Annotated in this window: 18 protein-coding genes; 3 read left to right on the top strand and 15 right to left on the bottom strand. The window is 31.3% G+C overall.

What is annotated here, in order from left to right:
• Positions 1-4: 4 nt before the first annotated feature.
• The 6 genes from LZG75_RS03480 to LZG75_RS03455 are packed head-to-tail and all read right to left on the bottom strand — an operon-like array spanning position 5 to position 5,534.
• Positions 5-412 (bottom strand): LIC12192 family sporadic carbohydrate cluster protein, encoded by a 408-nt coding sequence (locus tag LZG75_RS03480; protein ID WP_233935231.1) that lies wholly within the window; start codon positions 410-412, stop codon positions 5-7.
• Positions 409-1,209 carry a sporadic carbohydrate cluster 2OG-Fe(II) oxygenase gene (locus LZG75_RS03475; protein ID WP_233935228.1) on the bottom strand — a complete coding sequence of 267 codons (801 nt, stop codon included), beginning with the start codon at positions 1,207-1,209 and terminating at the stop codon, positions 409-411. Before LZG75_RS03475 ends, LZG75_RS03480 begins: the two co-directional genes overlap by 4 nt.
• 2 nt (positions 1,210-1,211) lie before the next feature.
• Positions 1,212-2,144 carry a transketolase family protein gene (locus tag LZG75_RS03470; RefSeq protein ID WP_233935226.1) on the bottom strand — a complete coding sequence of 311 codons (933 nt, stop codon included), beginning with the start codon at positions 2,142-2,144 and terminating at the stop codon, positions 1,212-1,214.
• A gap of 3 nt (positions 2,145-2,147) precedes the next feature.
• The gene (locus tag LZG75_RS03465; protein ID WP_233935223.1) at positions 2,148-2,945 is read right to left on the bottom strand and encodes a transketolase; all 798 of its coding nucleotides are present in this window, start codon (positions 2,943-2,945) and stop codon (positions 2,148-2,150) included.
• Positions 2,938-4,551 carry a hypothetical protein gene (locus tag LZG75_RS03460; RefSeq protein ID WP_233935215.1) on the bottom strand — a complete coding sequence of 538 codons (1,614 nt, stop codon included), beginning with the start codon at positions 4,549-4,551 and terminating at the stop codon, positions 2,938-2,940. Before LZG75_RS03460 ends, LZG75_RS03465 begins: the two co-directional genes overlap by 8 nt.
• A complete protein-coding gene (locus tag LZG75_RS03455; RefSeq protein ID WP_233935213.1) occupies positions 4,551-5,534 on the bottom strand; it encodes an NAD(P)-dependent oxidoreductase in 984 nt (327 codons plus the stop codon). Before LZG75_RS03455 ends, LZG75_RS03460 begins: the two co-directional genes overlap by 1 nt.
• An 860-nt stretch (positions 5,535-6,394) precedes the next feature.
• Here LZG75_RS03455 and LZG75_RS03450 point away from each other — a divergent pair.
• Positions 6,395-7,093: a glycosyltransferase gene (locus tag LZG75_RS03450; RefSeq protein WP_233935211.1), complete on the top strand. Its 699-nt coding sequence runs from the start codon at positions 6,395-6,397 to the stop codon at positions 7,091-7,093.
• Here LZG75_RS03450 and LZG75_RS03445 read toward each other — a convergent pair whose 3' ends face one another.
• From LZG75_RS03445 to LZG75_RS03430, 4 genes are all read right to left on the bottom strand, one after another.
• Positions 7,094-8,347 (bottom strand): glycosyltransferase family 2 protein, encoded by a 1,254-nt coding sequence (locus tag LZG75_RS03445; RefSeq protein ID WP_233935208.1) that lies wholly within the window; start codon positions 8,345-8,347, stop codon positions 7,094-7,096.
• Positions 8,348-8,942: 595 nt separating this feature from the next.
• Positions 8,943-10,100 (bottom strand): 4Fe-4S cluster-binding domain-containing protein, encoded by a 1,158-nt coding sequence (locus LZG75_RS03440; protein ID WP_233935205.1) that lies wholly within the window; start codon positions 10,098-10,100, stop codon positions 8,943-8,945.
• A 4-nt stretch (positions 10,101-10,104) separates the two neighbouring features.
• Positions 10,105-11,265: a hypothetical protein gene (locus LZG75_RS03435; RefSeq protein WP_233935201.1), complete on the bottom strand. Its 1,161-nt coding sequence runs from the start codon at positions 11,263-11,265 to the stop codon at positions 10,105-10,107.
• A complete protein-coding gene (locus LZG75_RS03430) occupies positions 11,252-12,616 on the bottom strand; it encodes a hypothetical protein (RefSeq protein ID WP_233935199.1) in 1,365 nt (454 codons plus the stop codon). Before LZG75_RS03430 ends, LZG75_RS03435 begins: the two co-directional genes overlap by 14 nt.
• Positions 12,617-13,511: 895 nt before the next feature.
• On the opposite strand from LZG75_RS03430, the gene LZG75_RS03425 reads away from it, so the two are divergent.
• Together LZG75_RS03425 and LZG75_RS03420 are read left to right on the top strand one after the other, a co-directional pair.
• Positions 13,512-15,536, top strand: a complete 2,025-nt coding sequence (locus tag LZG75_RS03425; protein WP_233935197.1) for a radical SAM protein — start codon at positions 13,512-13,514, stop codon at positions 15,534-15,536.
• The gene (locus LZG75_RS03420; RefSeq protein WP_233935193.1) at positions 15,529-16,227 is read left to right on the top strand and encodes an SDR family oxidoreductase; all 699 of its coding nucleotides are present in this window, start codon (positions 15,529-15,531) and stop codon (positions 16,225-16,227) included. Before LZG75_RS03425 ends, LZG75_RS03420 begins: the two co-directional genes overlap by 8 nt.
• A 3-nt stretch (positions 16,228-16,230) precedes the next feature.
• On the opposite strand, the gene LZG75_RS03415 is transcribed toward LZG75_RS03420, so the two are convergent.
• The 5 genes from LZG75_RS03415 to LZG75_RS03395 all read right to left on the bottom strand — a co-directional run bounded on the left by LZG75_RS03415 (position 16,231) and on the right by LZG75_RS03395 (position 21,841).
• On the bottom strand, positions 16,231-17,790 hold the full coding sequence (locus LZG75_RS03415; protein WP_233935190.1) for a hypothetical protein: 1,560 nt from the start codon (positions 17,788-17,790) through the stop codon (positions 16,231-16,233).
• A gap of 27 nt (positions 17,791-17,817) precedes the next feature.
• Positions 17,818-18,939, bottom strand: a complete 1,122-nt coding sequence (gene wecB / locus LZG75_RS03410; protein WP_233935187.1) for a non-hydrolyzing UDP-N-acetylglucosamine 2-epimerase — start codon at positions 18,937-18,939, stop codon at positions 17,818-17,820.
• Positions 18,932-19,948 carry a polysaccharide biosynthesis protein gene (locus LZG75_RS03405; protein WP_233935184.1) on the bottom strand — a complete coding sequence of 339 codons (1,017 nt, stop codon included), beginning with the start codon at positions 19,946-19,948 and terminating at the stop codon, positions 18,932-18,934. The genes wecB and LZG75_RS03405 overlap by 8 nt, the downstream gene beginning before the upstream one ends.
• On the bottom strand, positions 19,945-20,811 hold the full coding sequence (locus LZG75_RS03400) for an SDR family oxidoreductase (RefSeq protein ID WP_233935180.1): 867 nt from the start codon (positions 20,809-20,811) through the stop codon (positions 19,945-19,947). Before LZG75_RS03400 ends, LZG75_RS03405 begins: the two co-directional genes overlap by 4 nt.
• Before the next feature lie 85 nt (positions 20,812-20,896).
• Positions 20,897-21,841, bottom strand: a complete 945-nt coding sequence (locus tag LZG75_RS03395) for a glycosyltransferase family 2 protein (protein WP_233935176.1) — start codon at positions 21,839-21,841, stop codon at positions 20,897-20,899.
• Between the last annotated feature and the right edge of the window lie 4 nt (positions 21,842-21,845).

Raw genomic sequence — 21,845 nt, 5'->3', positions numbered from 1 at the left:
AAGTTTACCCATGATAATTTAACCCATCAAGGCATCTTGGCAATACTTTTTCGACGAGAATAATTTTTTCTATTCTTGCAACTTCATCTTGCTTAGTAATGGATAACCGTTCGCATGCAAAATGTATTTCTTTTCCCTTACTTAAAAAGCTTTGGAAAACACTAGACCTATAATAATTATCAGCAGGCATTTGAAATAAACTATATGCAACAATCCCATCGATATCTGATAAATTATTTATCAGCTCATTAAGAATAAGAAAGCAATTTTCCATCGCATATTCAGTAGCGCTAAGCAAGTATTCATAATTTTTATTCTTACAATAATCCCGAAGTACAATATTTTGTATATGTTGCGGTGCCCTCGACCCGTTCCATTCTCTGCTTGAGATATATCCCCTAAGCTTTTTCATTTTATTTTCGGTAATTTATAGCTTAATCCATCCATGGAGGCGGGTTTTAATGATATCGGCTCGAAGAACTCACCATTTTTTTTATCTCCATATGGAGTAAATACGCCCTTAAATCGGCAATTCATTGACCACCTAGTCTCATTTTCTTTGTTAATTCTGTTGCCGTGAGGAAGTGCTTGGTTAAATACCAATAATTCCCCTAAATTAATATTTAGGAATTTGGCATCAGCTTCATACAACTGATATAGATGCTCACTATCATTAACAGGCATATTTTCAATTATTTTTAGAGTCGCCAAGTATTTATCTTTTGGAACTATATACATTGACTTAGTTCCATGGCAGTTAACAAGAGGCAACCATACCACCACCTCAAATGGTGAATCGCCCGACCAAGTATCAGCATGTATGGGCAATAAAGAACTACTATCTCCAGGAAATTGAATGCTTAAATTTACATTTAGCTGCATAGATATTTCATTAGAAACAATCACATCCAAAAAAGGTTTTGCGATTAAGTAGTAATTAACACGGAATTGTGGGTCAGAATTTATTTTTTTAATTACTTTTAACCTAAAATCATTTAAATCGTGAATATTTATAAATAAATGTACATTATCAAGAATATTTTCTTCATAGTTTTTTGGGATTTTACTGCCTAATAATTCCTTAACAATTCCTAGCAGAGTACTTTGGATAAGAGATAGCCTATTATTGTCAATTACTTTGGCAATAGCATAGCCATTAGAAGTATATTCCTGCGCCAGATTATCTTGGTCAACCTCTCTGCTGTGCATATCTAATTCCTTAGTTGCTTTAACATTTGATCTTTTAATTTTAGCGCTGTTATACCCCAATAGTTCAGTAAATCATTTTGGCTGCCGTATTTATCACTAAACTGATCTGGTATACCTAACCTAAAAATTTTATTAGACTGGGTTGGGTTCAAGTCATTGCATAACTCTAAAACAGCGCTGCCAAGACCACCAATACGGGAATGCTCCTCTGCAATAACAACTGCTTTAGCTTTTGGAATAAATTCAAGAGCTAGATCGACATCTAAAGGCTTAACGGTATGGCAATGAATTACCCCGATATTGATACCCATCTCGTTCTTTATTAATCTAGACGCCTCTAAGGCTATTTGCGTAGCAACCCCAGTTGTAACAAAGACACCGTCACCGACCTCCTTCATTACCACTAATTTTCCTAATTTAAAGGGCTTGCTACTGTAATCTGATATTACAGGATCACCACCCTTTGCCAGCCTAATATACATTGGATGCCGATTATTCATAGATGCAAGAATAACTTCTCTCATTTCTAAGGCATCGCATGGAGCAACAACCATCATATTTGGAAGCACTCGCATAAGTGCCATATCATCCACAGCCAAATGAGTTGGGCCTAAAGGAGCATACACAGCACCACCACCATTAGCGATCAATCTTACGGGTAAATTTTGCTGACAAACATCAATGGCCACTTGTTCAAAACACCTCCTTGTTAAAAAGGTTGCAATTGTATTGACAAAAGGCTTATAGCCCTCCAGGGCCAAGCCAGCTGCCATACCCACGATATGCTGCTCACTTACACCCTCCATAAAAAACTGATTCGGAATGGTAGCCTTCATTTCTGCCAATACATCAGGTCCAAGATCCGACCCAATAAATAAGACTTTAGAATCTTGCTTTGCAATTTCATAAATAGTATTTAGAGCAGTTTTTCTCATAATCTAACTTAGCTCCTTGTATAAAGATTCAATATCAGTCTTATTGAGGCCTGATTTATGGTGCCATTCTGCAACTCCTTCTGCAAATGAAATACCCTTTCCTTTGATGGTGTGGCAAATGATTGCGTTTGGTTTCGAATCTTCGAAAGGCAATTGGGAAAAAATTTCATTCAAATTCTTAATATTATGACCATCTACTTCTCTTACAGAAAAACCAAATGCTCTCCATTTATCTACGAGTGGCTCAAGATTCAATACTTCTGAAGTTGGACCATATGATTGAAGTTTGTTGTAATCTACTAAGATCGTTAAATTTGTAAGTTGATGTTTTGACGCTGATAAGGCAGCCTCCCAAACTGAACCTTCATTTATTTCTCCATCCCCTAAAATCACATACACTCTGTTATTCATCTTAGCTAATCTCGCAGCTATTGCCATTCCAACGCCAATAGAAAGACCATGACCAAGGGCGCCTGTAGAGGCCTCGACACCAGGAACTTTATGAAGATCCGGGTGCCCGCCTAATATTGAATCAAATGCGCAAAATGTATCTAATTCAGATAACTCAAAATAACCCTTATCCGCCAACAATGCATAGAGCGCAAGGCATCCATGCCCCTTACTCAATATAAATCTATCTCTATCAGGCCAACTTGGATTGGAGGGATTAATTTTTAAATGGGAATCAAATAAAACCCTTAGAACCTCAACTAAAGACATTGAGGATCCAATGTGACCACGGCCACCGCCCTCCAAAGCTCTAACAATTAAACTTCGTAAATACCTTGATCTGTCATCCATAGATTTCTCGAATTTTGGTTAAAAGAATTTTTGCTTTATTGAACTGTTCAGTCCTAATGGGATCCAAATCAATTTCCTTTTTATAGCTATTTAAAGCCCAATTAACTGGGGGGGCTTTAAATATATTAAGAATAATCAAGCACCACTTAAGACCATAAAACGGAAGCATTGCGTCCAACCTAGCTGCAAATTCAGGGTCCTTTTTAAAGCTTTCCTTAACGATCAACAACCATTTAGCCCTAAGAATATCACTCAATTCCATACCAGGATGCCAATAAAAATCTGCGGCTAATTTAACAGGATCATCCCATCCAAAATATTCAAAATCATAGACATAAGTATTGCCAGAGTTACTCATTATCATGTTGTGCGATCCAAAATCAGAGGGGCTTAGAATTTGATATTTAAATGGTAAAGGCTCAATAAACTTCTCAATAAATTTGCTTTTTTCTTGGAACAACTGAGTAAATAAAATTTCGAACTCATCCTTAAAAAATGTGGTTAAATTTTCACTTAACGGAATTTTTTTAAATACTGAAAGTCTATAAAATATTTGATTGATTAAATCCTTTGAACTTAAGCATGCCTCGGAAGCTAAATATTTTTTGTCAAATGAATCTACTATCTTTTTATTATTTTGAATCTCGATAATAAAATTAATGGCTTTAATTAAAAATTCTTCGTTATGTACTGGCCTTAAATGGCCATCAAGCCATTCATATATTCCCCAATTCATACTTAAATTTGACGCAATTGGTTTTGGTACCAAAAATTTATTTTCGTATAACTTTTCTAATGCATACCACTCTACCTTCAGCCTGCTTCTAAAGTCACCTTGAAAATCAGGGTACATTTTAAGCGCATAGCAACATGCATCCGTACTTTGTATCTTAGCAACACTACTATTAACTCCGACCCTTACAATCTCAACTTTATCGATTTTCAAATCTGCAAATTTATAATGCAAGATATTTTTAATATCGACATCATTTAGAGGGGAATATAAGAATTCGCGGATTTCATTCCATGTTGAAAAAATTGATTGGTCAATATTCGAGACTGCATTTGATGAAAATAATAATTTTTTTACTTCAACTGGAAATTTTTCATCAAAAAGAACTTCAGGTAAATCATCAATAAAAATATCACAATTCATTCTTTTAATTGCATCTATTTTTTCCTCTCTAGTATCTGCGTAAATGACTCTCTCATTCAAAAAACATGAGGAATCGCTTAGCTCTACAAATATATTTTTCTCTAACCATTCATTAGCAACTTCTCGAAGATTAATTTTTTTTTGGTCATGATGGCCAAATTTTGTTTTATGACTTATAAAAATTAATTTATCACCCTTGGTGATCGCAGTTAATAAAAATCTCATAAAGCCCGGAAAAAGCACTGCACTGTGCATTCTCTCTCCATAAACTTCACCTTGAATCTTTTGCCACCGATATTCACTCTTATCAGCGGCAATTAATGCAGTCTTTAATGAATCTTTTAAGGAATAATCTTCTAGCCTCGTAATGGCTAAGTCCTGAAGATAGCCATCAAAAATTTGTTCGTAGCAGATTACTGTATTATCAAGATCAATTCCAATAATAGCCATTATTTCAGATTAATATTTTGCATTCTTTTAATATTGAAATACATTTCGTTATTCAGCGGGTCTATAAGCCTGCCATCATCAAATGCGCTTTTTAAGTCTTCAACTGCATCTGATATTTTATGGGTTGCTCGGAACCCCAACATATCATTAATTTTTTTAGAAGATATGTGATAAGAGCGATTATCATTTGATGGGATAAATTTAATCTTCACATCTTCACCAATTACTGACTTTACAATTTCTGCTAATTCAAGAACCGTCTGGTTCTCATACCCCGCATTAAATATTTCACCGTTAATCTTATTTTTATCGGCTTCTATAAGAGCAACATACGCATTCACCATATCACTAATATGTATATTTGGCCTTAATTGTCCCCCACCAAATACCGATATCTCTCTCTTGTGATAAGCTAAATTAGTTAGAATATTAACCACAACATCCATTCGCTGCCTTGTTGAGTAGCCACAAACAGTTGCAGGCCTAATTGTGACAACAGTAAAACTATCGTCCTTATATTTTTTAAGTATTTCCTCACAATCGGCTTTAAATTTAGAATAATCTGTAAGTGGTTCCAAAGACATTCCCTCATGTACATCCATCTCTTCTTTTATCCCATATACCGAGGATGAGGAAGCATAAATAAATCTATTCACGCCTTTAGCTTTGCTAATTTTGACTAATGGCTCAAATGCATCTAAATTTATTGCCCTTCCAAGCTCTGGGTTTAATTCAAAACTAGGGTCATTCGAAATGCAGGCTAAATGAATAACTATTTCATGCCCTGGTACGATTTTTTCAAGCAGGTCTTGATCGCGAATATCCCCTTTTATTGTTCTTAATTTATTATGAGATTGAAGTAAGTTTTCCCCAAAAAGAAAAAGGTCTAGTACAGTTACCTGATAACCTAAATCTAATAACTTTGGGACTAATGCAGCGCCTACATATCCTGCACCGCCTGTGATAAATATTTTTTTTGACATAAATAATCTTTTGTGATGGAAAAATTGTAATTAGGGCCGAATGTAACTCAAATTAAACTACTAAAGAATATTAATACATTCTTTAGTAGTTATTGTAACGATATTTGACAGTTATAAATATATCGGAAAATGGAAAAAATGAAACACTGGACTATGCAAGGAATATTTGCAGCATGTTTCCCAAAATCCATCTATGCTGACATTGTAGTTTTGAGCTCATTTATTGACAAACTCACTGAAATAATTGACAGCTAAATACTTACTAGGGCACTTAAAATACTAGTACCCCCCCAAGAGACCATCGAAGAAATAAACAAAAATCATTCTTTTGCAGCTTTGAATTTAAATCAACATGGTCTTCACAGAACCCAGCATTAATCACGAAATATCCGTCCTGCCATTCTGTCCAAGAGGCTAAAAAATACGCTTTTGGGTTTAGCCCCTTACTTCGTAGCCTTTTAAAAAAAATCCAAAAATAGAGAAAATCTATTCCAATCCCACCAGAAGGCTTAGCGCCCTCTAGGTCTACCCCATGAAAGAGACTCGTCCTCAATCGTTGCTAGGCTCGATAAAATATCTTAGCACCAAGAACCATATCACTAGACAATCGATGCAAAGGAATATATTCTTAAGTGTCTCGCACGAAGGAAATCTTATAATATAAGCTCAAGAGGCATTTTTGTTCTACCACTAAAAAAGTATTAAATATAGCCAAGTACCGCTTTTACCGTTTCAAAATTGCTAAAAAACTGTGGCTATTTAAAGTATGGTCGCACACCTAAAATTGCTTGAGTTAAACCATAACTATTTCTCAGAATAATTATGGTTTTATAGATTTCTTAAAATATAAAATTTATTGTATGAAAAATAAAAATCTTACCATCATTGTGCCAGCATTAAATGAGGAAAAAAATTTAAACAAAGTAGTCCGCGAACTTATATCTATAGCTGACCAATTTCTTTCTAAATATGAAATTCTTATTTATGATGATGGCAGCACAGATAAAACTCTAGAAATCGCCAAAAATTTAGGGGTGGAATTTAAAAACGTAAAAGTATATGCAAACAAAGTACCATTAGAATTAGCAAGAATTTTTAAGTTGGGTATAAAAAATGCAGCCTATGAAAATATTATATTGATACCAGGAGATGGTGCATTTGAAAATCTATCTTTAGTCAATGTATTTAAAAGTATTGGATTAAAAGATATGATCTTAACTTCTCGGGTTAATCAAAGTATAACAAGATCTAAGTTAAGATATTTACTTGCAAAGTTATTCTTCATTTTTAATAAAAATATATTTAATTTAAAAGTAAAGGATATCAATTCTATTGCGGTATTTCCGACTAATGAACTTAAAAAAATTAATATTATCTCTTTTAACAAGGGCTTTAATCTTGAGTTTCTTGTTAAATTAACAAGAAAGAAATTAAGTTATATGATAGTTGACGTGAGACTAAACCATGAAAAACATGTAGTTGGCAAGTCTTTAAATATATATTTCATATTAGATGTGGTGATTTTAATGTTTTATTTAACTTTTATCAAAAGACATTAATTAATCCATATGATAATGTGGAGTATAAATATTTTCTTCATTCAAACCATTTAAGATTAATTTATTTTTAATATTAATTTGAATGTCTTGATTTCTATGAGAAATAATTACAAGTGGATCATAGTCTCTTAGTGAATAATTAATTTTGTCAAAATTTATAATCCTTCTTCTTTGAAATAAACCTTTTTTTGCATCATCTATAATTTTTACTCTTTTAAAATTATATTTTTCCATTCTCTTTAAGATGCACATTGATTCCTCAGATAAGCAATAAATATATATATATCTGCTCATATTTTTTTCCATTATTAGCAATAAATTTTCTAATAATAGTTTTAATCTTTTATATCCATTACTAGATCCTGGGATTATTAAATTAATTTTCTTAGTTATTTTTTCAACATCTTTTAATAACTTATTATTTAAATTAGAATTAAATGCAAAAAGATAACAATAAAATGACTGCGCTATGTCCTCTAAGATTTTTCTTAAAAAAAATCTAAACAATTTATTCGATGAACTTTCAATTTGATTTACTATCGTGGCAAGCAAAACTAGTTGGTAAATAATATTTACCTGTTTAAATCTAGTAGACAAACCACCAGATTTAGAATTGTGAATATACTCTATGCCCCTTAAAAAATACAACAAATTTAAATTTGCAAAAATTTGCACCATAAACTCTTGATCTTCACCGTATTTTAAATTTTTAAAGTTTATGCTGTGTTTTAGTAAAAAGTCTTTTCTTATAATCCAGCCCCAGCATTCAAACTTTACATTTTCATTGTCAATGAAAAATTTTAACCAATCTTTTTTAGCAATTTTTTCTTCTGTCTCTAAATAGTCAATAATTTGCTTTTCTTTTGTTCTAGAGTAGTTTATTTTTTTAATACTGACCACATCGGCCCTATTTTTCCTTAAATTTATTAAATTATTTACCAGCTTGTCTACATTATTCACCTTTATGACATCATCTGCGTCTAAGAAAGTTACATAACAGCCTTGAGCTTTTTCAATGCCAATATTTCTTGCATTGCCAGGTCCAGCATTTTTCTTAGATTTATAAATATACCAATTATGATATTTTTTAGCACAATTCAATAAAGCCTGGAAAAAAAGTGGCTCTGAACAATCATCTATGATAATAAATTCAATTACTTGATCTTTAATTTTTATTTTATTTAAGCATTTTTCTAGATTTTTCAAGTCATTGAATGAATTAAATATTGGTATGATTACTGATAAAATTTTCATTTAAATTAGTTTTGATAAAGGGCAGAAATCAACCTGTCCGCTTTGACTTTGTAGCTATGAAAAAAGTAAGCCTTAGCGGCAAGATGGATTGATTTTGGATTATTTTAAGTACTTTTCTTTTGGCTGAATAGTGCAAGATTTCATAATTTCCATTTAACTTGATTAATGCCGAAACTCTCTTATTTTGCTACTCAATCCTTAAGAATATCCCTCATAATTATATTGAGGTTGCATATCGGATTATTGACTTTGTAAATTTTCAGTAATCAACTAAGCATAATCTGTCCTTACTGATTTCTGGCTTATTGCTAGCCTTCAAGGTACAGAATAGGGCTGTATTATCTCTTTCAAAAGCTGCTGATAAATTTCAACTAAACTAATTGAATTGTTTCATAGTTCCCTCACAACGTGTATTTCCTAATCTGCCATTCTTTGATTGATCAAAAAGCAATGTCCGCATTGATGAAGAAATGTTCGAATTAGATAGGTTGTAACCTATAGATTGTAAGATTACTAGAAGCTCAATCTTAAAGTAATTGAGTTTGTAGATAGGAGTAATAGATTTATGAAAATCTAAATCGTAATTAATTACTAGTTAATGTACTTTTAAATACCTTAATGGATATTTAGTTTGAACAGCAGCTTCTACAGTACCAACCGTATAGTCCCTACCGTTGCAATAATTACATGCGCCATAGTTACTTCTATTAACTAAATTAGCAATCTTTTTTAAGATCCCTTCGCTATTTTCCTTACCAATATCAATAGAATCCGACTTCAGCTCTGGAATTGCATCTAAGTTTTCTGCATGAGCAGCAAAGGGACATCCATATAATTTTCCATGTAACAATGTGAAAGCATCATTTACACAGCAATTACTAAATACGCTAAGAAGTTCCTCCTTCGTGCGAACTTTTCTATCTAGGGATGCACAGTCCTGCCAAGTTAAAACTCTATCTCGGCTATTACTTATTTCTTTTTCTATAAGCAACGCTTCTAGCTTTTCAACATTTCTAGATAAATCGCCATAATCAGAAATCTGAAATCTAACGCTACTATTTGAGCATTCTGCCATTAGCTCATCACGGGGCATTATTGTTCCATTTGTAAAGATAACAATAGAGCCAAAATTATGAAAAGTTTTTATTTTTTGAATTACAGGCACTATTTCCTTAAACATTAAGGGCTCTCCCCCAATAATTCTTACTTCCTTAACAAACTGTAAGGCGGAAAATAACTTATCAATTGATTCAAGTAAAGTATGTAAATCCGTATCAACTGCCTTTTCATAATATTGCATCAAATTTGAGCAATCGATACACTTTAAGGAGCATTTCTCTGTCAATACAATATCAATACTCTTGAGGAAATTTTCTGAGCCACCTTGAGCAACTTCTCTCATGAAAAGAAAATTTTCTATCTCAGAATTACATCTTTCGGCACTCCAAGAAAGTTGGCCATCACTCAAAGTTAAAGATTTAAGAAAATGGTCAGGATAACGAATCTCAATCTTTTTATGTGGGTTCTTATCCGATATTAGATTTTGTAGATATCTATGATTATTTCGATTTGAAGCAATGTAAACGATTCCGTCTTCAACTTGATCTACAGATAAGACCGAGAGACCGTCGAAAAGAGTTCCTATATTAATCAAATTGAGGTCAATAAAAGCACTCACCTCTATTTTATTTTCCCTCAAAGCTAGCGCGGTTAATTTTCCAAAATTACCAGTACCAAAGATATAATTTTTCATTTGATCATTTTAACCAATTTAATCCATCCTTGCGAGAGTTATTACTTGAGGTTTTTTTATCAACAATTTCTCCCCTAATTACTGGCCATATTTCTTCTAAATAGGAAGATAGAATAAAACTTGATTCAATGAAATTATAAATAATTTGATTATTTTTTGAAAAACAAAATTTAGAATAGTTTTGATCTATTTTCTGAACTAAGTTTTTATTGGAGAAGTGAGAATACTCAAGATTAATATTAGACAACTCCCCTTCAAAATAATTAATATTTGTCATTAGGTAAGGCTTATCACTAAACCATGCAAACGTCATCGGACCTGATCCAGCTCCTAAATGTGCCGCAGAATTTTTTATCAATGCTAAATCAAATTCAACCCCAGTATATATATCCCGTGAAATAATTACATTTTCTAAATCTCTTAATGAATCAGGTACTTCAGATAATGCACAAATTATAAAAAACTTAATATTAAGATCTTTAGATTTTTTTATAAAATCAACCCACTCCTTAATTACTGTATTTCTAAATTCTTGGTGATGATTATTATTACGGATATTAATAGTAATTGGGACTTGACCATAAGAATTTTTTTGAAAAAAATCATTAGCCCAGTCATCTAAATAATCTTCAATTTGTAACAATGGAAATATCTTCTCATTATGCCAATTTTCATATATTATTTTTTCCAATGATTCATAATATAAATACTCTCCATTTAGAAACTTAAATCCAGAGGGCCATACTACATAGATATCGCTATCTGTTATTAATTGTTCAAATTTTTTATATGAATCCAGAATATATAAAGAGCCAACATCTCTGTTGCTATAGAATACGGAATAAATTACCGAAAGGTATTTTTTTAAATTATAAGAACTTAGAGATTTAAATGACAAATCAAGCGAACCAGGGCTTTCAGGGTTATATAAAATTACCACATCAATTTTTTTTAATTTAAATCTAATTTTTAATGATATTCCTGCTGCCAATACTACTATTGCATCGCCAATACTAAATGGTTGCGTACTAGTGTCATATAAGATCAATAATTTCTTATCTGTATTTAAGATGCCGTAATTTAGTAAAAATACCCATTTTATAACTCTTATTAGACTTATTAGTTTTTTTATTATATATAGGGCTAATTTTTTAAAAAAAGACATTTTTTGAAAATATAGATTTTGAAATTAATATAGATATTATCGTAATAATTAAGTACGACAATATAACATAGAATAACGAACCTGAATATGAAAAATAAATTGTTGTTATAAAGTTTAATGCTCCCATTACTAGCGTTAATTTCATGAATGGTTCTTTTTTAAATGCCCTAAAAACCATTCCTACAGGAACTAAAGTTGTTGATAGCAATCCTCCAATTATTAACATACATATTAAGTTAAATGGCAAAAATCTGTTTGTAATTTCTATTTTAAAAAAGAAAGCTAGATAAACTAAAGGGATTATAATTATCAATATAATTAAACCTAATATTATATTTTTATTCAATAGCTCTTCAAAGTCATTTTTTAATTTAAACATATTTTTTTGAGCGATTAATTTAGCATAGTAAGTAGTTTTTATGGTCGTAATTGAAGCTAAAAGCGTCATTAATCCTGATATAAACATCCAGCTAATTCCAAACTGCCCTGCGAGTATAGGCCCTTGAAAATAAAATATAATAGGGATAAAAGTACCTGTAACTAAAAATCCAGAAATCCAGCTTAATGCAACCTTTAGCTGATGGGGAAAGATTTCTTTAAACCAATTAAAGTCAATTTGTTCAAAATTTTTCTGCTTGATAAAGCCAAGAAAAAATCCTTTAAATTTTATTATGAAAAAAATGAATACAATTGTTTCGCAAATAATAGCAATTGAAAATAACCATAGCCCTGCTCCTAAAAATATGCAAAATATTGCGCTTAGAAAGCTAACTATATATTGATAAATTTTCGTTTTATATACAAAATTTATTTCTTTACATCCTTCCAAAATTGCAAAAATTATATTTATAATTAGTTGGAGTACTAAAAAAAAACATAAGAATGCCCATGGAGCAGCCCACTCCACTCCATAATTATTTTTTTTACTAAAGTATATAAAGCCAGCTGTAAATATTAAAAAATTAACAATTACTCCACATTTTATGGTGAATATTATTGATTTTTTACTAATTTCATATAATCTATAAAATGCTAGTTTATTCTCATTTTTTTCAAGAGTTACTATATTAAATTCAGATTTTTCATGTTCGTGACTAATGTATGACACTAAAATTGTTGACAGGGCAAGATCACCTAAAATTTGAAAAAGCATAAAGCTTTGAAAAGTAAAAAAATACCCTTGTAGTACTGCATCAAAATAATTTGCAACGATAATTGCTAATGCTGCTCCCAATAAGAGCTGGGTAAGCTTTGCCGCAAAACTAATTCTTTGATCCTTTTCAAGTCTTAGTATTTTTTTTATTTTTTCCATAACAGGACCTTCTCCATAAATATAATTCTTACTTAACATGTTATTTCTTTGGTTAAATTTAGTGTAAGCAGTTATGAAGAACTCAAAAAATATTAGTTACCTTAAGTTTTGTGGAGGTTACCATTTTTTTCGTTTATGGATCTATGTTACTGCTACATAGCCATGAATAGCAAATCGAGCTAATTCTCCTTTGGGGCGCGAACTAGTACATTACAAATTACTTTAATGCACAAGCGTAGCATACATCCCGTTACGTTGAGTCCCTAACTATTTATAGTCATATGGTGTAAATAAATCTATATTTGCTTAACTGACATCGTAAGTATGAGTCTAATTTCTAAAATGTGGATTTATTACTCGTCTTTAATAAGAACATATATCGAATTAGGCCAGTAATTTAAGTAATTAGTCCTACCTATTAAGTTTAAAACTACTAACCATTTTTCAAAGCATTAAGAGCCAATACCTTAGGATTTAAAGAGTTTTTGGCTAGCATCTATAGACCCATTTACACGAGGCCATTTGCACCAAAAATTAATTTTATATTCATAAATATTTGTTGTTGCACTAGAAAAAAAATCTAATGGTCCCACTACTCATGTAAAACGAAATTAGATTCTATCTTTGACTATTCACCAGGTAAAAAAAATATCTTTATACATTTGGCCGCTCAAGTCCGAATTACACAAAAAACTAAATTTAGTATCGTTGTTCTCTATACCGTCAGGTGCCTAATAAAATAATGTAAATTACATTGCTAAAACTGTATAATTAAATTCTTATTAACGTCCTGGGTAATTAGGTAGTGCGGCCCAGCGCTATTATCAAGTGGTGGCTTAAATCCGTTCGTTTTAATTAATTATTTTTCAAAATTTACTAAAAGCTATTAGAATAAATTGTTCTATATTTAACATAAAAATAGAAGGCTAAAACTTTGAATAGAAATATATATTTTTCAGATTTATGCCATGATGCACAGGGAATTTCTGCCCCTACTTTTCCATTGGGAATTAGCTACGTAGTTAGCTATGCCAAGCATATATTTAAAGATAAATTTAAATATTCTCTCTTCAAATTTCCGAATGATCTTAATCAAGCATTATTAGAAGAATATCCATTAATGCTTTGTTTTTCTAGCTATAGTTGGAATCATAATATTGCATATGAATACGCAAAGAAAATTAAAGAAGTAAGTCCCTCTACAATAACTGTCTTTGGTGGCCCAAATTTTCCCCAAGATTCTTTTGAAAAAAATTCTTATCTTTCTAAATATTCTTGCATTGATTTTTTTATAGAACAAGAAGGCGAATTAGGATTTGTAGATTTAATTGAACAATTAATTTTTAATGGCTTCAATTCCAATGATCTAAAAAAATCTAAAGCCAGAATAAAAAATGTCATTTATCTTGACTTAAATCAAGAACTGATTAGTGGAGAGGTTGAGCGGATTAACGATATTAACCTTATTCCATCGCCATATTTATCTGGGATATTAGATCCTTTTTTTAAAATGCCTCTTATACCAATGCTAGAAACTACTAGAGGCTGCCCATTTTCCTGCACTTTCTGTACCGATGGCATTGGAATAAAAAATAAAGTTTCTCGGTTTCACCATGATAGAGTGAGTCAAGAATTAGAATACATTGCAAAACGTATAAAAAATATTGATGAGCTAATTATTACCGACTTAAATTTTGCAATGTACACAAATGATTCTAAAACTGCACAAAGTATCATGCATGTAAAATCTGAATTTGGTTGGCCAAAGTTACTATCCGCATCAGCAGGTAAAAATAAACCTCATAGAACTATAGAAACTGCGACAATTTTGGGAGGCATGTGGACTCTTGGTGCTTCGATACAGTCAACTGACAGTCAAGTACTTAAGCTGATTAAGCGCAGTAATATTTCAAGTCTTGCTTATAAGGAACTAATAAATTACGGCAATAGTCTGGAGAATAGCAAAACACATTCTGAAATTATTCTAGGTCTCCCAGGAGATACAAAGGAAAAACACTACCAATCACTTCGTTTTGGAATTGATAATAAAGTTAATAGCATGAGAATGTTTCAGGCCATGCTGTTAATGGGGACTGAAATGGCAACAATTGAATCAAGAAATATACACGGCCTTACATCTAGATACAGAGTCATCCCAGGATGTCTCGGGCTATATCCGGTCCTTCTAAATAAAAAAATTATTGCGGAATTCGAAGAAATTATTATATCTAGTGATACCCTTTCCTTCGAAGACTACAGCGATTGTAGGAAAATGAATTTGATTATTGAAACTTTTTACAATAATGCAATTTTTGAAGAATATTTTGAGTTACTTGATGTCTGCGGAATTTCTGTTTTTGATTGTCTCCTTGAAATTAAAAATAATGAACTACTTTTTCCAAATGAAATAAAGGCGATTTTTTTATCGTTTTTACGACACACTCAAATAGATTTATTTGAAACGCTAAAATCAGCAGAAATAGCAATGACAAATGAATACTTAGAAAAAAACATTAGGGGTGAAAATGGAATTAATGAACTACTTGCACACAAGGCTATGCTTTTTAATGAATTTCAACTAATAAATGAAATGGTATTTAATGCAATTAAAAATATACTTATTAAAGAAAAAAATAAGGATATAAATTTACTTATAGATTATTTATCAGAGCTAAAAATGTATATTCTTCGTAAAAAAGGAAATTGCATTAATGATTATTCTAAAAATTCATGGGAATTTCATTTTGACTTTATAAAATTATCTAAACTTAATTTTAAAGTAAACCCAATAATTTATAGGGTCGATACTCCTATTAAACTAATATTCTCTCATTCTAATGAAGCAATAAAGCATATTAAGAACTCAAAGGCACTTTATTTGAATACCCCAATTGGATTGGGCCGCTTAATTCAGCGAACTAATTTAAAAAATATGTTTCGCGAAATAAGATATGGTTAAAGTTACCGCTCTATTTGGAGGTCACTCAGGAATTGGCAGCGCAATTAAATCAAATTTAATTGCGCGTGGAGACCTAGTCTATACATTTTCTCGAAGCCAAAATAACGACCCTTTACATTATCAAGTGAACTTGGATGCTCCAGTAAATTTACCGGTTAATTTAAAAATTAATTATCTTATTTTTGCTCATAGATACAGAGGGAAAAATCCTAGTCTTGAGCATAATATAATGGTGCAAGCAGTAGAGAATGTAGTAAATCACTTTAAAAATTATTTTTATAATGATTCTTCAATTGTAATAATTGGCTCTAACTCTTCTGATTATGTATTTCCAGAGCAGTCCTCTTCTTACCACTCTTCAAGAGGTGCAATTAAGAGCCTAACCAAATATCTGGCATATTCTTTAGGAAAAAATTATATAAGATGTAATTGCGTGATACCAAGCACCCTAATTAAACCTGAAAATCAAGATTTTTTTATACCAGGCAATCCAGTTAGAAAGCTAATTGAAGAAATTACCCCATTATCAAGAATGGGCACTGCTAATGACATTGCAAATGCAGTTGAATTTTTATGTAGCGAAAAATCATCATTCATTACCGGACAAACCTTTATAGTCGATGGGGGCCTATCTATTGTGAGCCAAGAGGCAATTGCTAGAAATATTTCTAAGCTTGAACATTCAAAATAATAATTACTTAGTCCCTAAATATTGATCATAGAAGCGACATTTAGAGTTAGATTGCTCAATAACATATGAACCGCCTACAAAAATTGCTGAGTATTTAAGCTGATTAGGTGAATATTCTGGTCCCAGACATATCCCCCCATTTTTTTTAGCATCAACTATTTCAATAACATACTGTGGGAAATATATTTCATCATTCTTTTTTCTACTTAAAATACTAAATACCCCTTTATTTTTTATATCATCTCGAATATCTTCCCCAGAAAGGTAAGTAAATGAATATAAAAAAAAGCATAAATAAGTTGTATAAATTAATAAAAAATAGTTATTAGTTAATTTTAAATATTTTAAATTATCATTAATAAGGAATATTAATAAAATTGGAATGCAAAGAAAATATCTTAATTCATGTGATTGGGGCAACAAACTAATGGATAGTAAAAAAAATCCATACATTGCCACTGAAAATTTTAATTTTGCATAAAGCATCCTATTATATTTAACTGCATAAAGCCATATTGCAAATAAGGCAATAAAATTAAACCCGAGATATACCCCCCACCACCCGCCAGTTCTGGCTTTACCATATTTTTTGGGGTTTTCACCTGGGGCGCTATCTAATGAATAATAGTTATTGATACCCCTTAGGTTCCAATCAAACTCTGTTATGGAAAATAAAAAATAAATTGGTTTTTCTAGAACAGATAAGTTCATCGCATAAGCAGGTGAGGCATCATGTTGAGGCTCAGGTCCAATTAATTTTTTTTCTGATAATGGTATTGAAAAAGTAATTGGGTAAAAAGGATTGTTATGATTAATAGTATTTTTAATTATCGTAAAACAACTCAGCATCATCGAAAAAAAACAAACAATAAATAAAATAATTAATTTATTTTTATTAATTCTATAATAAATTAAAGCATATAAAAATAAAAAAGTTATTATTGAAGCATTGAGTATCGGCCCCCACATCTTGGAATTCCCAGATAATGCTGTGCTTAGAATAAATCCAAACAATAGTGCAAAGGAATTAATTTTGCTTAATTTTTCTCTTAAGAAGTATCTTTCAATTGCAATTGCAATTACAAACTGTGTAGCAATTAGTATTCCAAATGGTAAATCTGAATAAGTTGAAAAAATATGTATTGATATTTGAGGAAAGGTAAGTAACCCAATTAAAAATAGTAGCGGGTTTAATCTAAAGAATATAGAAGTAGCTAAGACAAAGATGCTAAATGACAATGAACTTAAAAGTACTGTTGCCCTAACATCATTAGAAATTTTCCAAAATATGCCCCGCATCCAATCTAACGCTAGGGGAAAGCCATGAAACCTATTTAGCATTCCTTCATCCATTATGAAAACATCTCTAAAATTATTAATATTCCATAATGCTGCAGTGAAAGGTAAATGATATGCCCAGCTATCCCAGGGGATAATCGGGCGACGATATGATATACCGACAATTAGACCTAATAATAATATTAAAAAAAGATATTGCAGAAATTTAATTAAATGGTTGACACTTTTTTTCTTATTAAGAATCAACATTGCCTTAGCAAGCATTTTATATTTAACCGATCTTTTATATATTTATTTTTTCCAAACTGTGCGATTTATATAATTTGTATAACTTAAAACAATTTTTAGAATTTTCTGTGAAACATTGGATTGAGTATAGTCATCAACTTTTTGACTAATTAATCCTTTGCTATCATTCTGAATCGTCAGATTAATTGAATCTAATATGTCGTCAGCATTAAGCCCGCACATAATTATTAATCCAGAATCAATAATTTCGGGTCTTTCATGTACTTCACGTATCATTATGCTACGCAATCCTAGAATTGAAGTCTCTTCCGCGATAGTTCCGCTATCAGATAATATACATAATGCATTAATTTGTAGTTTTATATAATCAAAATATCCGAATGGGTCGCAAAATTTAATTCGTTCATTAATTTTAAATTCCACAAATGAATTTATTTTATGTCTTGTTCTAGGATGCGTTGAAACAATAATAGGGATTTGATATTGATTGGCTAGTTTATTTAAGGCATTTATCAAAGATCTGAAGGAATTTTCATTCTCTACATTCTCTTCTCTATGAATACTCACTAAAAAATATTTTTTTTCTTCTAAATTCAATTTATTTAAAATTTTTGAATCATTAATATCGGATGAGTAATGGCTTAATACTTCTGGCAAGTGGGATCCAGTTTTAAAAATTGTCTCAGCAGGAATTCCCTCTGCAATTAGATAGCGCCTTGCATGCTCGGATAACACTAGATTAATATCGCTTAAGTGATCTATAACTTTTCTGTTTAACTCCTCAGGAACTCTTTGATCGAAGCACCTATTTCCTGCTTCCATATGAAAAATAGGTATTTTTCTTCGTTTTGCAGAGATAATTGCTAATCCAGAATTGGTATCGCCATAAATTAAAATTGCATCAGGCTTTTCTTTTTCAAGAACGTCATCTATTTTAATAATTATTTGACCAATAGTTTGTGAGGGATTAACTCCAGCAGCATCTAGAAAATAATCCGGCTTTCTAATACCCATTTGATCAAAAAAAATTTGGTTTAATTCATAATCATAATTCTGACCAGTATGTACCAATATATGGTTTGTATTTTTGTCAAAAAGCTTGATAACTTGGGACATTTTTATAATTTCAGGCCGTGTTCCTAAAATTGTCATTACTTTAAGCATTTAGGGCCTCTTGAACTATTTCTAGCTTTAATAATATTTTTTTTATTTCAGGAATTGTCAGTCTTTTGGAATTATGAGAAGTGTAATCATCTGATTGAGACACCTTTTTTTCCCCCTCGCTGAAAAATTTGGAGTAATTTAAATCTCGGGAATCTGCTGGGACTCTAAAATAATTTCCCATATCTTGGGCATGCGCCATCTCCTCCCTTGATACTAATGTCTCGTATAATTTTTCTCCATGCCTTGTTCCTATAATATTAATATCTAATTTTGAATTAAATAACTCTAATAACGCTACTGCTAAATCCTCAATCGTTGAAGAAGGCGCTTTTTGAATAAATAAATCGCCTTGACTAGCGTTTTCATATGCATGGAGAACTAATTCAACTGAATTTTCTAAGCTCATTAAAAACCGGGTCATCTTAGGGTCTGTAATCGTTAAGGGGGCGGAAGCTTTTATTTGTGATACAAATAATGGAATTACCGATCCACGTGATGCCATAACATTTCCATATCTAGTTGCACACAGGATAGTTTCTTTTTCTGATAGTTCGCGCGATTTAGCAATCATCAACTTCTCGGCTAGTGCTTTTGACATACCCATTGCATTGATTGGATAGACGGCCTTATCCGTGCTAAGGACTATAACTCTTTGCACTCCAGCTTCTATGGAAGCTTGCAATACATTTTCGGTTCCAAGAATATTAGTTTGAATAGCTTCCATCGGATAAAACTCACAGGACGGCACTTGTTTTAATGCTGCAGCATGAAAAACTAAATCTATTCCTTTAGTCGCCGAACGTATGCTAGAAATATTTCTCGTATCACCAATTATAAACTTTAGTTTTTCACTTTTAAAAAATTGTCGCATATCATCTTGTTTTTTCTCATCCCTACTAAAGATACGTATTTCATCGATATCAGTTGATAAGAAATGATTTAATACTGCGTTACCGAAAGAGCCCGTTCCTCCAGTAATCAGAAGTTTTTTGTTAGCTAAACTATTCATAATGAATTTTTAAAATCTCTTAATTCAAATAACATTTCATCCCAAGATGGTGGATGATACCCGACAGCTGCTCTAAATTTCCTGGAATTTAAAGATCGATTAATTTCGATTTCTGAATCCTCAATAATATTGATTTGACTATTGTAAATTTTTTTAATTTTTAATAACAATGAATATTTACTAATTGAATCTGATGAAACATTATATAAACCTTGCAATTGATTATTGAAAATAACATATTTATACAAAATTTTTCCAAGCTCTAATGAAGTAATACCTGAATATATCGCCCGCGAATATCCCTTAACTTCTTTTTTTTGAGATAAAAACCACTCTAATAAACCGTGTGTGCTTTTTATTTCATAGCCGATCGTAGATGTTCTTATGGTAATAGCATCTTCGTAGATTTCTCCTAAAGCCTTAGTTTTTCCATATAAGTCAATAGGATCTGGAACATCATCCTCTGAATAATAACCTTTATAGCCAGAATAAACGCAATCTGTACTTATATGTATTAACCTCGAAGCATTTTCCTTGCAGATTTTTTGCAGTTGATGAGGAAACAATGCATTAAGTTTTATTAAATTTATGACATCATTAGCAATAGGTAGTTGTTTTATTATGCCAATCGCATTAATTACAGTATCGGGATTAATTGCAGATAGTACTGATTTAAAACTTGCTATATTAGATATGTTTAAGTCAGTTATAATTTTTGCACTACTATGGTGTTGCAAACTTGATAAATTTTCTAATGAGTGCGCTCTAACAGAGCCTAAAACATCTAAATCTGGCATGCTAGATAAATACTTAAATAGCGCACTTCCAATCATTCCTGATGCGCCCAATATAAGTATTCTCATGCTTTGCCCTAAACTATTTTAAATTTATACACTTACTTAATTCGTAACTTATTTATGAAAAGTATAATGAATAATTGGTATTTATTTACCTTGATTGCAAGGATTTATTTGGGACTGACCCAATATCATATGATAAAAACGCTAAGATAAATTGAGTTCCTACGATAATCATAGTTGCAGATAACATTACTGTCCCTGCTGTAGCTGGTATTCCAGAGGAGTTAAAGAACCAATTTTTAAGGCCATATATTATTCCAAATATAAGCATACTTATGCCGATAGGCAACTCAAAAGATGCAATGGACATATCCCTTAAAAAATAATTATAAAAAATCCGTTTACTTAAATTTACTAAATGCTTATAGCTAAACTCAAAAATTGTGTTGAATATTTTTATACCAGAAATTTCATTTCCATAAAATGAATTCATTGGCACATCTTCAACTACGGCCTTAATTGTATTTAATCTAAACAGCATATCGGTTTCGAAAAAGTAACGCTTACTTATTAGGTCTAGAGGTAAAAGACTTAACGCTTTTCTATGTATCGCTGTAAACCCATTTGTAGGATCAAAAATATTCCAATATCCAGAAGTAATCTTATTTATAAGCGATAAAATAGCATTACCAAAAATACGAATTTTTGGCATTGTTCGTAATTGATCTAAATTATAAAAACGATTACCCTTAGTGTAGTCTGCTACCCCGTCAACAATGGGCTTAATCAGCACGCTAATTAGCGCTGGATCCATTTGTCCATCACCATCTACTTTGATAATAATGTCAATACTGTCAACCAATGCTTGTGAGTACCCCACCATCACTGCCCCACCAACACCTAAATTTTTTTCATTTTTCAAAAAAATAATTCTTGCATCTATTTTCTGCTGCTCTACATACCTGCCAGATTCTTCTGGACAACAATCGTCAACTAAGTAAATAGTCTTTACTTCAGGTCCAATACCCTTAATCACACTTAGTATATGTTTTTTAACTCTGTAACAGGGGATAATTACAGCAATAGTAGGCATTAGC

The sequence above is a fragment of the Polynucleobacter sp. IMCC30063 genome (genome assembly GCF_021395235.1).
In the GTDB taxonomy this organism is placed as follows: Bacteria; Pseudomonadota; Gammaproteobacteria; order Burkholderiales; family Burkholderiaceae; genus Polynucleobacter.
This window is presented reverse-complemented; position numbering and strand designations above follow the sequence as displayed.

What these genes read in the sequence shown, in the direction of transcription:
- LZG75_RS03480 (WP_233935231.1), bottom strand. Translation starts at nt 412, where the DNA reads ATGAAAAAGCTTAGGGGATATATCTCAAGCAGAGAATGGAACGGGTCG.
- LZG75_RS03475 (WP_233935228.1), bottom strand. Translation starts at nt 1,209, where the DNA reads ATGCACAGCAGAGAGGTTGACCAAGATAATCTGGCGCAGGAATATACT.
- LZG75_RS03470 (WP_233935226.1), bottom strand. Translation starts at nt 2,144, where the DNA reads ATGAGAAAAACTGCTCTAAATACTATTTATGAAATTGCAAAGCAAGAT.
- LZG75_RS03465 (WP_233935223.1), bottom strand. Translation starts at nt 2,945, where the DNA reads ATGGATGACAGATCAAGGTATTTACGAAGTTTAATTGTTAGAGCTTTG.
- LZG75_RS03460 (WP_233935215.1), bottom strand. Translation starts at nt 4,551, where the DNA reads ATGGCTATTATTGGAATTGATCTTGATAATACAGTAATCTGCTACGAA.
- LZG75_RS03455 (WP_233935213.1), bottom strand. Translation starts at nt 5,534, where the DNA reads ATGTCAAAAAAAATATTTATCACAGGCGGTGCAGGATATGTAGGCGCT.
- LZG75_RS03450 (WP_233935211.1), top strand. Translation starts at nt 6,395, where the DNA reads ATGAAAAATAAAAATCTTACCATCATTGTGCCAGCATTAAATGAGGAA.
- LZG75_RS03445 (WP_233935208.1), bottom strand. Translation starts at nt 8,347, where the DNA reads ATGAAAATTTTATCAGTAATCATACCAATATTTAATTCATTCAATGAC.
- LZG75_RS03440 (WP_233935205.1), bottom strand. Translation starts at nt 10,100, where the DNA reads ATGAAAAATTATATCTTTGGTACTGGTAATTTTGGAAAATTAACCGCG.
- LZG75_RS03435 (WP_233935201.1), bottom strand. Translation starts at nt 11,265, where the DNA reads ATGTCTTTTTTTAAAAAATTAGCCCTATATATAATAAAAAAACTAATA.
- LZG75_RS03430 (WP_233935199.1), bottom strand. Translation starts at nt 12,616, where the DNA reads ATGTTAAGTAAGAATTATATTTATGGAGAAGGTCCTGTTATGGAAAAA.
- LZG75_RS03420 (WP_233935193.1), top strand. Translation starts at nt 15,529, where the DNA reads ATGGTTAAAGTTACCGCTCTATTTGGAGGTCACTCAGGAATTGGCAGC.
- LZG75_RS03415 (WP_233935190.1), bottom strand. Translation starts at nt 17,790, where the DNA reads ATGCTTGCTAAGGCAATGTTGATTCTTAATAAGAAAAAAAGTGTCAAC.
- wecB (WP_233935187.1), bottom strand. Translation starts at nt 18,939, where the DNA reads ATGCTTAAAGTAATGACAATTTTAGGAACACGGCCTGAAATTATAAAA.
- LZG75_RS03405 (WP_233935184.1), bottom strand. Translation starts at nt 19,948, where the DNA reads ATGAATAGTTTAGCTAACAAAAAACTTCTGATTACTGGAGGAACGGGC.
- LZG75_RS03400 (WP_233935180.1), bottom strand. Translation starts at nt 20,811, where the DNA reads ATGAGAATACTTATATTGGGCGCATCAGGAATGATTGGAAGTGCGCTA.
- LZG75_RS03395 (WP_233935176.1), bottom strand. Translation starts at nt 21,841, where the DNA reads ATGCCTACTATTGCTGTAATTATCCCCTGTTACAGAGTTAAAAAACAT.